Source organism: Streptosporangium sp. NPDC050855 (assembly GCF_044456585.1).
Classification (GTDB): domain Bacteria; phylum Actinomycetota; class Actinomycetes; order Streptosporangiales; family Streptosporangiaceae; genus Streptosporangium; species Streptosporangium longisporum.
Genome location: NZ_JBITFY010000008.1, coordinates 82,983 through 96,726, shown reverse-complemented (window position 1 = coordinate 96,726; position 13,744 = coordinate 82,983). Strand labels below are relative to the sequence as shown.

At 72.5% G+C, this 13,744-nt stretch carries 9 protein-coding genes; 1 reads left to right on the top strand and 8 read right to left on the bottom strand.

Annotated elements, in window-relative coordinates; genetic code table 11:
- Nucleotides 1–223 precede the first annotated feature (223 nt).
- The 7 genes from ACIBCT_RS17540 to ACIBCT_RS17510 all read right to left on the bottom strand — a co-directional run bounded on the left by ACIBCT_RS17540 (nucleotide 224) and on the right by ACIBCT_RS17510 (nucleotide 8,364).
- Nucleotides 224–658: a hypothetical protein gene (locus ACIBCT_RS17540; RefSeq protein WP_399189611.1), complete on the bottom strand. Its 435-nt coding sequence runs from the start codon at nucleotides 656–658 to the stop codon at nucleotides 224–226.
- A gap of 187 nt (nucleotides 659–845) precedes the next feature.
- Complete coding sequence (locus tag ACIBCT_RS17535; protein WP_399189609.1) at nucleotides 846–2,357, bottom strand: sensor histidine kinase; 1,512 nt, start codon at nucleotides 2,355–2,357, stop codon at nucleotides 846–848.
- 11 nt (nucleotides 2,358–2,368) lie between these two features.
- On the bottom strand, nucleotides 2,369–3,082 hold the full coding sequence (locus tag ACIBCT_RS17530) for a response regulator transcription factor (RefSeq protein ID WP_399189606.1): 714 nt from the start codon (nucleotides 3,080–3,082) through the stop codon (nucleotides 2,369–2,371).
- A gap of 165 nt (nucleotides 3,083–3,247) precedes the next feature.
- Nucleotides 3,248–4,141, bottom strand: a complete 894-nt coding sequence (locus ACIBCT_RS17525; protein WP_399189604.1) for a hypothetical protein — start codon at nucleotides 4,139–4,141, stop codon at nucleotides 3,248–3,250.
- Complete coding sequence (locus ACIBCT_RS17520) at nucleotides 4,138–5,055, bottom strand: ABC transporter ATP-binding protein (protein WP_399189603.1); 918 nt, start codon at nucleotides 5,053–5,055, stop codon at nucleotides 4,138–4,140. The genes ACIBCT_RS17525 and ACIBCT_RS17520 overlap by 4 nt, the downstream gene beginning before the upstream one ends.
- Before the next feature lie 174 nt (nucleotides 5,056–5,229).
- A complete protein-coding gene (locus ACIBCT_RS17515) occupies nucleotides 5,230–7,113 on the bottom strand; it encodes a ricin-type beta-trefoil lectin domain protein (protein WP_399189601.1) in 1,884 nt (627 codons plus the stop codon).
- A 225-nt stretch (nucleotides 7,114–7,338) separates the two neighbouring features.
- Nucleotides 7,339–8,364 (bottom strand): LacI family DNA-binding transcriptional regulator, encoded by a 1,026-nt coding sequence (locus ACIBCT_RS17510; RefSeq protein WP_399189599.1) that lies wholly within the window; start codon nucleotides 8,362–8,364, stop codon nucleotides 7,339–7,341.
- A gap of 113 nt (nucleotides 8,365–8,477) precedes the next feature.
- Here ACIBCT_RS17510 and ACIBCT_RS17505 point away from each other — a divergent pair, with 113 nt between their 5' ends.
- Nucleotides 8,478–10,706, top strand: coding sequence for an ATP-dependent RecD-like DNA helicase (locus ACIBCT_RS17505; RefSeq protein ID WP_399189597.1), 2,229 nt, complete (start codon nucleotides 8,478–8,480; stop codon nucleotides 10,704–10,706).
- A 118-nt stretch (nucleotides 10,707–10,824) separates the two neighbouring features.
- On the opposite strand, the gene ACIBCT_RS17500 is transcribed toward ACIBCT_RS17505, so the two are convergent.
- Nucleotides 10,825–13,668 carry a discoidin domain-containing protein gene (locus ACIBCT_RS17500; protein WP_399189595.1) on the bottom strand — a complete coding sequence of 948 codons (2,844 nt, stop codon included), beginning with the start codon at nucleotides 13,666–13,668 and terminating at the stop codon, nucleotides 10,825–10,827.
- Between the last annotated feature and the right edge of the window lie 76 nt (nucleotides 13,669–13,744).

Sequence of the window (13,744 nt, the reverse complement as noted above, 5' to 3'; positions counted from 1 at the left end):
TCTATCCGTAAACAAATGGACTTTCGGTATTAATCGGGATATATCCGGTAAGCGCTTTCCTTATCCGTGCTCCCGGCCCGGACGACCACCGGTGGGAGCGAGGGGATTCCCGGTCCCGGGCGCGCGGAGGGCCGGAGCCCCCGGGCACCGGGAGGCACGCCCTCCCGATCTTCGATCCCGGGGACCCCGGCCCGTGTCACACGCTCAGGCCCCTGTCACACGCTCACCCGCGGGCGGCGTGGGTGGTGAGGCAGCGCTTGAGCGCGTTCCTGGCGTTCTGCCGGTGAGGCGCGATCTTCTGCAGCGTCGCCTCACGCACCTGGATGTACCTGGTCCGGGCGGTGTTGTAGGCGTCCACCGCCTTCTTGGTGGTGGGGTCGACCGACGGCGTCTTGATCCCGAGCTCGTGCAGGGCCATCCTCTGGGAGAGCTGCTCGACGTTCGCCGTGCCACCCGCCTTCACCAGGGCGGCGTGGGCGGCCTTGACCTCCGGACGGGCGTCGACGTTGACGAGGGCGTCCTCGGTGTTCAGCAACGCGAGATGCTCCTGCGCGCAGGGGGCCGGGGCGATGGACGCGGACGCGGTGGCCGCGCCGGCGGTGGTCAGGGTGGCCAGAAGGCCGAGGGCGGCCAGTGTCGTGATGGTGCGGGTGTGCATGAGGTTGCTCCCGTGACTGTTGAGGGTTGACTGGCATGGGACCTCGTGCGCCGTAATCACCCTGGGTAATCACCCTCGTGTTCCAAGGTCACGTCAAGGATCCCGCCCGGGGAGGGAGACGAGCCGTTCGCGGGGGCCGGTCACCCTGTCCGGGTCACCGCGTCCGGGATCTCAGGGTGACGGACGGTCACCGCACGGTGTGGGCGGGGAGGACCACCCGGAAGACGGCGCCCCGGCCCGGGGCGGTGCTCAGCTCCACCCGGCCGCCGTGCGCGGCCACCAGGGAGCGGACGATGGCCAGCCCCAGGCCCGACCCGCCCCCGGTGTCGCGGCTGCGCGAACCGTCCACCCGGTGGAAGCGGTCGAACACGCGGGCCGCCTGCGCGGGGGTCATCCCGGGGCCGCCGTCCTCGATCACGAGCACGGCCTCCTTCCCGTCCGTGCCGACGCCGATCCGTACCGGGGCGTCCGCAGGGGTGTGGGTGACGGCGTTGGCGACGAGGTTGGTCACCACCTGCCGCAACCTGGCCTCGTCCCCGAGGACCGGTGCCGCCTCCGGGGGACCGTCCCGCGGGCCGGTCAGGGCGACCGGGCGGCCGGGGTCCAGCGCGAGCAGGTCGTGGTGGGCGTCGGCGGCGAGCGTGCGCAGGTCCATGGGGGCGAGCTCCATCGGCAGGGCGCTCTCGCCCTCGTCCAGCCGGGCCAGCAGGAGCAGGTCCTCGACCAGCCGGACCAGGCGTCCGGCCTCGCTCTCGATGCGGGTCATGGCCCGGTCGACGTCCGGCAGGCCGCCCATCCGGTGCAGCTCGGAGAAGCCCTTGATCCCGAACAGCGGTGTGCGCAGCTCGTGGCCCGCGTCCGCGACGAAGCGCCGCATCCGCGCCTCCGACTCCTCCCGGTCGGCGAAGGCCCTCTCCAGCTGGGTGAGCATGCCGTTGAGCGCGGTCGCCAGGCGGCCCACCTCGGTGCCGGGCGCGGCCAGGTCGGGAACCCTGCGCGACAGGTCGGTCTCGGCGAGGGCGACGGTCTCCTCGATCCTGCGCAGCGGCCGCAGTCCCGCGCGTACGGCGAACCAGCCGACGACGGCCAGCAGGGTCAGCAGGACGACCGAGGTGACCAGGCAGACCAGGATCAACCGGCCGAGCGTGGACCGCACCCCCTCCAGCGGCACGGCCACCACGACGCCGTCGCCGCCCCGCGCGGCCGGTGTCCCGTCCGCTCCCGGCCACGACGCGGCCCGTGGCACCGCGAGGACGCGCCAGCTCCCGTCACCGGCCTTTCCCGGTACGTCGAAGGGCCTGCCCCCGGACCGGGTGACGGCCGCGGCGTCGAGCCGGGGGAGCAGCGGTCCCCGGTCAGGCTCCCCGGCCGGCAGCATCCGGTGCTCCCGGAGCGTCCCGTCGGGGGAGAGCAGGGCGACGTACGCGCGGTCGAACAGGTCCAGCCCGATCGGGGAGCGGGCCTGCGGCGTGCCGGCACCGGGCCGCGGGAGCAGCTCCGGTGACAGCCGCGAGAGCACCGTGGCGAGCGGCACCAGCCGCTCGTCGACCCGGTCGATCAGGTGGGAACGCAGGGTGGCGATCGCGACCACGCTGCTCACCGCCAGCCCGGCCGCCAGCAGGGACGTCGTGATGAGCAGGAGACGCGCGCGGAGCGACAGGCCCCTCGGGCGCGCCGCTCCTTCCGGGGGGCCGGGCACGGCCGCGTCCTTCACGGCCGGGGCTCGCGCAGCACGTAGCCGACGCCGTGCACGGTGTGGATGAGCTTGGGCTCGACGGTGTCGGCCTTGCGCCGCAGGTAGCTCACGTAGGTGTCGACGATGCTGGAGTCACCGGCGAAGTCGTAGCGCCAGACGTGCTCCAGGATCCGCGCCTTGGAGACCACCTTCCCGGCGTTCAGCACCAGGTAGTGCAGGAGCCGGAACTCGGTGGGGGACAGCCGCACCGCCCGGCCGGCCCGGGTCACCCGGTGGCCGTCGGGATCGACCTCCAGGTCGCCCACCCGCAGGGTCCGGTCGTCGGGGAGCATCCCGCTCCGGCGGAGCACGGCCTGGATCCGGGCGAGCAGTTCCTGGAGGTCGAACGGCTTGGTCACGTAGTCGTCGCCACCCAGCCGGAGCCCGTTGACCTTGTCCTGCGCGGCGTCGCGGGCGGTGAGGAACAGCACGGGGACCTGGCCGGGACGGCCGCCGCCCGGTGGCCTGGGGAGCTCCCTGAGGCGGCGGATGACCTCGAAGCCGTCCATGTCCGGCAGCATCACGTCGAGCAGTACCAGGTCGGGCGGTTCGCGCCAGGCGGCGTCCAGGGCCTCGGCCCCGGTGGCGGCGGAGCCGACCGTGTAGCCGGCGAAGCGCAGGGTGGCCGAGAGCAGCTCCCGCACCACGGGCTCGTCGTCGACCACCAGGAGCCGGTGTCCGTCGTCCATGCGTTCCCCTTCACGGGCCCCGGTGGTCCCCGGGCGTGCCCTCCCCCGAGGATAGGGACGGGTGCGCCGTGCCCGCCGGGCCCGGGAGGTCGCACACCGGGACACCGTGAACCGGGACACCGTGAACCCGGACGCCGGACGCCGGGGACGCGCGCCGGGCGGGCATCAGACGTCCCGCGACCGGAACAGGGCGGACGCGGCCACCAGCAGGACCAGCACGGTCCCGGCGAGCACCGCGAAACCCGCGGCCGGGGAGAGCGCGTCGGGGATCGGGGGGTCGAGCGCGAGGACGCGCCCTCCCGCGCTGGTCGGCCAGTACGTCAGGACCCACCTGGCCACCCCCTCGGGGAACAGCGGGGCCATGGCCGGCAGCAGCAGCAGGAACGACCCGAGGCTGACCGCGCCCGCGCTCCTGCGGAGCAGGAACCCCATGGCGACGCCGTACAGGCCGATCGCGGTCATGTACAGCCCGCCGCCGACGATCATCCACGGTACGCCCGGATCGGTCAGGGCGAGGGCCGGAGCGCCCTGGCTCGCCAGCGCGGCCTGGCTGACCAGGACGGAGACGAGGACGAGGAGCGGCCCGCAGCCGAGCATGACCAGGGCCGTCAGGACCGCCTTGCCGATGACGAGGCGTTCGCGCCGCGGTACGACGACGGCGCTGGTCCGCATCGTGCCCGAGGCGTACTCGGAGGTCACGACCAGCGCCCCCATCGCGCCGACCAGCAGCTGGACGAGCATCAGGCCGCGGAACGCGGAGGCCGCGGGGTCGAAGGAGGTCCGCTCCGCGGCCGGGGCCGCCGCGTAGGCCCGGCCGTTGGCGGTGCCGAACAGGAAGGCGTACAGGCCGGCGACCAGGAACGCGACGGCCAGCACGTACACGATGGAGCGGATGCTGCGGAACTTGGTCCACTCCGAACGCAGGACGTCACCGAGGAACGCGCCGGCGGACCCCGGAGATCCCGGAGTCCCCGAGAACCCCGCGGACCCCGAGGACCGGAAAGACGCCGAGGACGCCGAGGACGCCGAGGATGCCGAGGGCGGTGAGGACAGGCTCATCGTCCGGCCCCTTCCAGGACGCCGAACTCCACGCTGTCTCGGGTGAGGTCCAGGTACGCCTCCTCCAGGGAGACGCGGTGCGGCGTCAGCTCGTGCAGCACCACCCGGTGCGACATCGCGATCCTGCCGATGTCCGCGCCCTCCAGCCCCTCCACCACCAGGGCGTCCCGGCCGCCGGGCCGTACGGACGCGCCGGCGTCGCGCAGCCGGTGGGCGAGCTCGTCGGCGTCGGGGGTGCGCACCAGCACGGTCCGGTGCCCGGTCGAGCGGGTGAACGCCTCCAGCCCGGTGTCGGCGATCAGCCGGCCGCGGCCGATGACGACCAGGTGGTCGGCGGTCAGCGCCATCTCGCTCATCAGGTGGCTGGAGACCAGCACCGTGCGGCCCTCGGCGGCCAGGTCCCGCATCAGGGTGCGGATCCACCGGATGCCCTCGGGGTCGAGGCCGTTGACCGGCTCGTCGAACATCAGCACCGCGGGGTCGCCGAGCAGGGCCGCGGCGATGCCGAGCCGCTGGCTCATGCCCAGGGAGAGGGTCCCCGTCCGCCGACCGGCGATCTTCTGGAGGCCGACGAACTCCAGGACCTCCCCGACCCGGCTCCGCGCGATGCCGTTGCTGCGCGCCAGGCAGAGCAGGTGGTCGAGGACGCTGCGGCCCGGGTGGGCCGCGCGGGCGTCCAGCAGGGCCCCCACCTCCCGCATGGGGAAGGGGAGGTCGGCGTAGCGGCGCCCGCGGATCGTCGCGGTGCCGCGGGTGGGCGCGTCGAGCCCCAGGATCATCCGCATCGTGGTCGTCTTGCCCGACCCGTTGGGGCCGAGGAAGCCGGTGACCACACCCGGGCGGACGTCGAAGCTCAGGTCGCTCACCGCCGCGACCCGGCCGTAGTGCTTGGTCAACCGTCGTAACTCGATCATGCCCGGGAGTCTGGGGGAGGCCGCTGACCGATCCCGGAGAGGATCTGGGAGTTTCCTGTGAGCCCTGACGGCCCGCCGCGACGTCGGCGTGACGGGCGGGCCGGGCCGGGGGCCGGACTCACAGGATGTTCCCACTCCCGCGGCGGGCACCGGTGCCCGCCGCGGGAGTGCGGGTCAGGACATCGTCCACTTCTGGTTCGCGGCGCCGGTGCAGTCCCACAGCTGCAGGCGGGTGCCGTCGGCCGGGGTGTTGCCGGTGACGTCCACGCACCTGTTCGCGACGGGGTTGACCAGGTCCCTGGTCGTCGCGTTGTAGGCCCACTGCTGGTTGGCGCCGCCGGAGCACGACCACAGCTGCAGGCGGCTGCCGTTGGCGGTGCCGCGGTCGGCGACGTCCAGGCACTTGCCGAGCGCGCGGACGGTGCCGTCGCCGGGGCGGGTCCACTGCTGGGCGGCCGTGCCGTTGCAGGTGTGGAGCTGGACGGCCGTGCCGTCGGCGCTGCCGGCGCCCGCGACGTCCATGCACTTGCCGCCCAGGCCGGTGACGGTCCCGCCGGGGTTTCCGGGGTTGCCGCTCTGCGTCCCGGACCAGGTGAAGGTCGCGGTGGTACGGCCCGGCAGGGAGTACACGAAGGACTGGCCGCCCCAGTTCACCCGGACGGACTGCGCCGAGGTGCCGCGGTTGTGCGCGATCAGCGCCTTGGAGCCGTCGGTGTTGCGCCAGGCGACGTTCTGGATCGTGCCGTTGGCGGTGGAGTCGATCCGCTGCGCCCCGGGCCTGACGAACTTCGTGAGGTGGCCGGTCGTGTAGTACTCGACGGTGTAGTCGACCTGGCCGGCCCGGGAGCCGCCCTCCTGCACGGTGATCAGGCCGGTGCAGGTACCGCAGCCGCCGTTGTGCGGGCCCATGTTCTGGTTGAGCGCCAGGCTCCACTTGACCAGGCTGCCGCTCCAGTTGCGGGCGTAGGTGACGATGTCGTAGAGGTCCTCGTCGTGCTGGTTGCCGATCCAGGTGCCGCCCGAGTGCTCGGTGCTGAACTGCGGGACCGACGGGTACTGGTCGTGCACCTGCGTGCCGATCGCGGGGTCGCCGCCGTAGCCGTGCCAGGCGATGCCGCCGAACAGCGGGTCGTTGCGCACGCCCGCGTCGTTCAGCACCCCGGCGCCCATCCCGGCGTAGTCACCGTAGTTCCAGTCGTGCACCAGGACCTTGGTGGTGATGCCCGCGGCCCGGAAGGCCGGGTAGACGTGGTTCTTGGTGAACTCGGCCAGCCCGGAGGAGTTCCAGCTCATGCCGGGGTAGTCCATCTCGGGCGGGTTGTGCGCCTTGCAGCAGTTGGGCTCGTTCTGCACGGAGATGTAGTTCACCGGGATCCCGGCGTTCTGATAGCTCTGGATGTACTTGACCAGGTACTGGGCGTACGTGGGGTAGTGCTCCCACTTGAGCCAGCCCATCTGGTCCATCCGGCCGTTGTCCTTCATCCAGCCGGGCGCGCTCCACGGCACGCCCTTGACGCGCAGGGCCGGGTTGAGCGTCCTGGCCTGCTGGGTGAGCAGGCGGACGTTGGTGTCGTACCCGTTGGCGCCGAAGTCGCCGAGGTCGCAGCAGGTGTCGTCGAGGGAGACGTGGCCGGGCCGGGAGAGGTCGGAGGCGCCGATCGGGTTGCGCACGAACGACAGGCCGATGCCGTCGACGGGGTGGAAGAGCCTGCGCATCACGGTGTCGCGGGTGGCCGCGCTGACGGCGCCGCCGCGCAGCAGGTGGGCGGTGGTGTCGGTGATCGAGGCTCCGCCGCCCTCGAACCGCTGGTAGGTGGTGTTCTCGTTGACCGTGATGGTGTGGGCGGCGCTTCCGCCCGCGGGGCCGAACGCGATCGGGGACTGCTGCTGCAGGCCGCGCGTGACGTTCCTGCCGCCCGCGTCGGAGGTGGTGGTGAGCCAGATGTTCACCGGTTCGCCGGCGGCGAGGGCCGGTGCGGCGGTCAGGGGTCCGCTCGCCCACAGGGCGGCGGCGCAGGCCAGGGCCAGGGTGAGAACCCGGCGGGGGGATCGGGGCACGGCGGGGGTCCTTTCGGGGGGTGGCGATCGGGCCCGCGACATCCGGTCGGCCCGCGCCGGAGCGCGCGCGTTCCCGGGAACCGTCGCTGAAACTAATGTAACAAACAAGAAACTTGCCTGTTACAGCTCAGAACAACACACGCCGAAATCACTTGTCAAGGCTCGAAACCACGCATTTAACGCGCAAAGCGCACGGTCACGTACATGAAACAAATGAAACAAGAGTCAGCGGGGAACCGGTCCCGTGGAGCCGCGGACGATCACGTCGGTCCCCAGGGAGACGTGCAGCGCCTCCAGCGTGTGCCGGTTCAGCAGCCGCATCAGCAGCGTGACCGCCATCCGGCCCATCTCCTGCAGGGGCTGGCGCACCGTGGTCAGCATCGGCCGCGTCGCCCGGCTCAGGTCGATGTCGTCGAAACCCGCGACCGACAGGTCCTCGGGGACGCGCAGCCCGCGCTCGGCCGCCGCCCGCAGCACCCCGACCGCCATCTTGTCGTTGAACGCGACCAGCGCCGTGGGCCGTTCGGGCAGGTCGAGCAGCTCGCAGGCCGCGCGGTGGCCGTGCTCGGTGTTGGGCTCGGGCACGCTGCGCTGCAGCTCGGCCGAGGGCAGGACGCCGACGTCGGCCAGCGACGCGGTGTAGCCGGCCATCCTGGCCTCGCTGGGCAGCCACTTCACCGGGCCGCCGATGATGCCGACCCGGCGGTGCCCCAGCCCCACCACGTGCGCCATCAGCTTGCGGGCCCCCGCGAAGTGCGCGGCCGACACCGCCACGATGTCCCTGGGCAGCGGCGTCCGCGGGTCGATCACCACGAAGGGGAACCCCCGGTCCCGCAGCCGTACGAGCTCCTCGCCCGGCTCCGGGGGGAGGATCAGGATCGCCCCGGCGATGTCGGTGCGGTCTGGCAGGGTGGACAGCACCGGGGCGCGCTGCGCCGCCTCCCCGGTGCCCAGGATCACCTGCCCCCCGTGCAGGTCGACGGTCTCGCCGATGGAGGAGACGATGAGCCCGAAGTAGTCGGTCAGCAGGTAGGGGCAGCGTACGTAGATCGTGGCACCGGTGGTCGCCTCCTGCGCGGCGCGCGGCCGTGGCGCCTGGCCCCCCAGGCGGTCGACGGCCTCCAGCACCAGGTCCCGGGTGTGCGGGGCGACGTTGGCGCGGCCGTTCAGGACCCGCGAGACCGTGGCGATCGACAGGCCCGTCTCCGCCGCGACGTCGCGCACGGTCGCGCGCGCCCGGGGCCTGACCATGCGCGCCCCCCGGTAGCCGTATCCCTGCCGTCAGCATAACCACCGGCGCGGGGGCGCGACTTGTGGGAAGGCCGGAGCGGCTGGTCTGATGTCTGAAGTGTGAGGTGAGAGCGGTGGGGGAGGGTCGGTCGCCGGTCGTGGAGGCATCCGTCGAGCAGCTGGTGTACGTCCGCGAGGACGAGTACACGATCGCGCGCATGAGCGCCGAGGGGCTTCCCGGCTTCGTCGCCTCCGGGCGGGCCCTGGGCGGGGTCCAGCCGGGGGAGACGCTCCGGCTCGCCGGCGAGTGGGGCGAGCACCCGCGCCACGGCAGGCGCTTCGAGGTCGTCGCGTGCGAGCGGCTGGTCCCGGCCACGGTCCGGGCCATCCGCATCTACCTGGGGTCCGGCCTGATCCGCGGCATCGGCCCCCGGCTCGCGCACGCCATCGTCAGCCACTTCGGCGAGGCGACGCTCACGGTCATCGACACCGAACCGGCCCGGCTGACCGAGGTCGTCAACATCGGTCCCACCCGGCAGGCCCAGATCACCGACGCCTGGGAGGAGCAGAAGGCGATCGCCGCGCTGATGGTCGTGCTGCAGGGCTTCGGGATCAGCCCGCTGCTGGCGGCGAAGATCTACCAGGTCTTCGGGGCCGAGTCCGAGGAGGTCCTCACCCGGGACCCGTACCGCATGATCGGCAAGGTCAGGGGCATCGCGTTCGCCACGGCCGACCGGGTCGCGCTGCGGTCGGGCGTCTCCGAGGAGAGCCCGGAGCGGATCAAGGCGGCGATCATGGACAGGCTGGAGACGGCGTCCGTCCGCGACGGGCACTGCTACATGAGGCTGATCGCCCTGGTCGCCCAGACCGTGGAGATGATCGGCCAGGACCACGACCGCGTCCGCGGGACGGTCGACGCCCTGGTCGCCGACCGCCGGGTGGTCGTCGAGGCGTCACCGGACGGCCGGGGACCGGACGTGGTCTACCCGAAGGAGCTGCACGGCCGCGAGCTGCGGCTGACCGCCAACCTGACCCGGCTCTGTCAGGCGCCCTCGACGCTTCCCCTGCGCGCCTTCCAGGAGGACCCCGGCCTGGACGAGGACCAGCGGGTGGCCGTGAACATGGCGCTGACCAGCACCGTGTCCGTCCTCACCGGCGGCCCCGGGTGCGGCAAGAGCCACACCGTCAGGGTCGTCGCGGCGACGGTGCGGGCCATGGGGGGCACGGTGACGCTCACCGCGCCGACCGGCAAGGCGGCCAAGCGCCTGTCGGAGCTCACCGGCATGCCCGCGATGACCGTGCACCGGATGCTGGCCCACCAGCCGGACCCGGACAGCGGCGCGCTGTTCGAGCAGACTCCCGTACGGGCCGACCTGATCGTGGTCGACGAGGCGTCCATGCTGGACCTGCACCTGGCCACCCGGCTCACCTCGGCGATCCCGTCCGGCAGCCACCTGCTGATCGTGGGCGACAGCGACCAGCTTCCCAGCATCGGCCCCGGCAGCGTGCTGGCCGACCTGCTGCGGGTCGAGGCGATCGCGCGGATCCGGCTGACGCGCGTCTTCCGCCAGGCCGAGGAGAGCGGGATCATCCGGGCCGCCCACCGGATCCTGGCCGGCCAGGTGCCCGAGATCCCCGGCGGGGGAGGCTTCTGGTTCGAGGAGATCGACGACCCCGGGCAGGTCGCCGAGCGGGTGATGCACCTGGCGACCGTGGCGATCCCGCGCAAGCAGGGGGTGGACCCCGACCAGGTCCAGGTGCTGTGCCCGATGCGCAGGGGGACCACCGGGACGGTCGACCTCGGCCGGATGATCCAGGAGCGGCTCAACCCGGCCCGCGACGGGGTGGCCGAGCACTGGTCGGGCGCGTCGGTCTTCCGGGTCGGCGACCGCGTCATGCCGATCCGCAACAACTACGACAAGGGCGTCTTCAACGGCGACACCGCCACGGTCACCTCCATCGTCACGGAGGACCGGGCCGTCGAGGTGCGCACCGACGACGGCCGGACCGTGCGCTACGGCTTCGGCGAGCTCGACGAGCTGACCCACGCCTACGCCGTCAGCGTGCACCGCGCCCAGGGCAGCGAGTACCCCTTCGTGGTCGCGCCGCTGGTCGGCGAGGCCGGGGGCGTCATGCTCCGCCGCAAGCTGCTCTACACGCTGGTCACGCGGGCGCGCTCCTGGGTGGTCGTCGTCGGCCGGCGCGACGCCCTGGAGACGGCGGTCCGCAGGCTCGACCCGCGCCGCAACACCGGGCTGGCCCGGCGGCTCGCGCTGAGCCTCGGGGCGGAGCCGCGGTACGAGACCGCCCCCGCCGACGACCCGCACGCCCTGGTGCCGTCCGACCCGGACGAGTTCCCCTGAGGCGGCGCCCCTGCGGGTCCCGTCCCTCACCGGAGCCGCGGGGACGGACGGGACCCGGGCCAGCATGCCACCGGCCCGGGCCCCGATCGCCTGGTCTCCCGTCCTCACGGGCTCCGGATCAGGGGGCGTACACCTCCAGCTCGGACAGCTGCGCGGCGGGCCAGCCGGTGTTGGCGGTGACGTTGACCCGCAGGTGGCGCTGGGTGGTGGCCGGGAAGGTGATCGTCACGGTGTTGCCGGTCGCGGGGTCGAAGACGCGGGGAGCGGACGCGGCCAGCGTGGTGAAGGCCGAGCCGTCGACGCTGCCCTGGACGGACAGGGTCTGGGTGCGGGTGGCCCAGGCCGCCGACGGCGGCAGTCTCAGGGTCACCCTGCGGACGGGGACGGCGCTGCCGAGGTCGACGGTGGCCCACTGCGGGAAGGCGTTGTTCGCGCTCTCCCAGTAGGTCCCCGCGTTGCCGTCGACGAGGTTGCCCGAGCCGTAGACGTCGGCGTGGCCGCTCTCGGTGGTGGTCCTGCCCCGCGCCAGGTTTCCGGCCGGGGGCGTGACGGTCGGGGTGGGCGTGGGCGTGACGGTCGGGGTCGGGGTGGCGCCGGGGGTGCCGTACACCTCGACCGAGGACAGCTGCGCCGCGGGCCAGCCGGTGTTGCCGGTGACGGTCAGCCGGATGTGACGCACGTCGGCCGCGCCGATCGGGATGCTCACCGTGTTGCCGGTGGCGGGGTCGAACGTGCGGGGCGCCGCGGCCGACAGGGTGGTGAAGGCGGTGCCGTCGGCCGAGCCCTGCACGGCGACGGTCTGGGTGCGGGTGTTCCAGGCCGCCGCGGGGGGCAGCCTCAGCTCGACGCGCTGCGCCCGGACGACGCCGCACAGGTCGACGGTGATCGACTGCGGGAAGGTGCCGCCCGCGCTCTCCCAGTACGTGTCGGCGTTGCCGTCGACCGCGTTCCCGGCGGTGAAGCCCTGGTTCTGGCTGCTCGCGACGACCCGCTTGCCGCGGGCAAGGTCACCGGTGCCGGGGTTGCACGGCGGGGTGACGGTGGGCGTCGGCGTCGGCGTCGGCGTCGGGGTGACGGTCGGGGTCGGGGTGGGGTTGCCGCCGTTGCCGGGGTAGATGTAGTTCGGCGCGGGCCAGGTGCCGGTGCAGACCCGGTCGGACGGGCTCCAGCCGGTGTTCCCGGCCCCCGCGGCGATCGCGAAGCCGTTGCCGACGCAGTTGTGGATCGCGACGCCCGCGCCGATGTGGGCCGCGCTGACGCCGGTGAACGTCGTGTTCGCCGGTGACTGCGCCTGGATCATGTACGTGCCGGTGCCGTCGACCTTCACGTTCCTGAAGTTGACGGTGCTCGTGCTGCCCTCGATGAAGTGGATGGCGGCGTACGAGCTGTCCAGGATGTCGGTGTCGGTGACGTTGACGGTGGCGTTGACCGGCTCGTTGAGCCCGCTGAACCACAGGGCGCCGACGCCGAAGTTCCAGTTGTAGTCGGAGTTGCCGGTACGGATCAGGGTGTTGCGGGCGACGGTGTGGGTGCCGGAGACCGCGGTGCCCTGCCCGGAGTTGACGCCCGGGTAGCGGTTGGCGATGTGGATGCCGCCGCCGTTGCTGACGCTGTCGGCCACCACGTTGTCGGTGATCTGGATGTCCCTGCCGCCGTAGGTGACCAGGTGGTTGGCCAGCAGCGTCACACCGATGGTGTTGAAGGTGAACTTGTTGTTGACGTTCGGCACCCGCTCGGCCCACATGGCCAGCGCGTCGTCACCGGTGTTGCGGACGAAGGTGTTCGTCACCGTCGAGTTGGTGACCCCGATGTGGAAGTTCACGCCGTCGGCGGTCTGGTCGAGGATCCGGCTGTTCTTGATGGTGAAGTTGTTCATCGGGCCGTCCATCCAGGCGCCGACCTTGGTGTGCTGCATCCACACGTTGTCGACCACGGAGTCGCTCATCGCGCCGCCGATGGCGTTGACCTGGTCCTCGTCGACGCGCTCGGTGATCTCGCCGATGACGGCGAAGTCCCGCAGGGTGACGTTGCGGCTCGGGCCGCCCTCGCCGACGTACTTGCCGTAGACGCCCACGGCCCTGTTGCGCTGCGTGGGGTGGCGCCCGCCCAGCACGCTGTACCAGGGGCCGGCCCCGCGCAGGGTCACGCCGTCCACGATCACGTGGTCGTACAGGTTGTACGTGCCCTGGGGGATGTAGACCTCCTTGCCCTGCGCCCTGCCGGCGTTGACCGCGGCCTGGAAGGCGGCCGTGTTGTCGACGCTCGTGTTGTTCTTGACCGCGCCGAAGTCGTCGACCGACAGCGCCCCCGCGGGGCGGCCGATCGGGGCGCCGACGAGCTCGAAGTCGGCCAGGTCCACGGTGATGGAGTTGGTGACGGCGGTCGTGGAGACCTGGATGCGGACCTTGGTGCCGGCGGCGAGGGTGGAGCCGAACATGGTCCGGGTCTCGTCGTAGAAGTGGTGCGGGTTGCTGCCGCCGGGGGTGTTGTTGAAGGGGTAGCCGCCGTAGTACCAGCCGTACTTCGAGGTGAAGGTCAGGTCCTTGAGGTGGGTGCCGTTGACGCGGAGGCTGACGGGGGTGCTGAGACCGGTTCCCGCGGCGTTGTCCGGCACGCTGTAGCGGACGGTGACGGCGTTCGCGGGCTTGGTCAGGGTGAACTCGACGTACTCGCCGACCGCGTCCAGGGTCACGGCCCTGCGGCCCGACGCCTCGGAGGGGAGGCGGCCGTAGATGCGGTCCGGCCCGATGACCTGGCCGTTCGTGGTGGCGTGCGCCGGGTCCTCGGCCTCGAACTCGGTGAACGGGACCGTCGCCCCGCGCCCGGGGACGTCGAAGATCGAGTCGACCGCCACGGCGGCCGAGGCACCCGGCGACATGACGGCCGGGACGACCAGCGCTCCCGCCGTGAGCGCCAGGGCCGTGGCCGTCGTCCAGCCGCGTAATCTGCCGGTTTTCCTCATCGGGTGACCCTTCTTGGGGGGGAGAAGAGCCGGTACGGCGTCACGGTCGGGGGGCGTGCCGGCCGCCGCTGTGTCC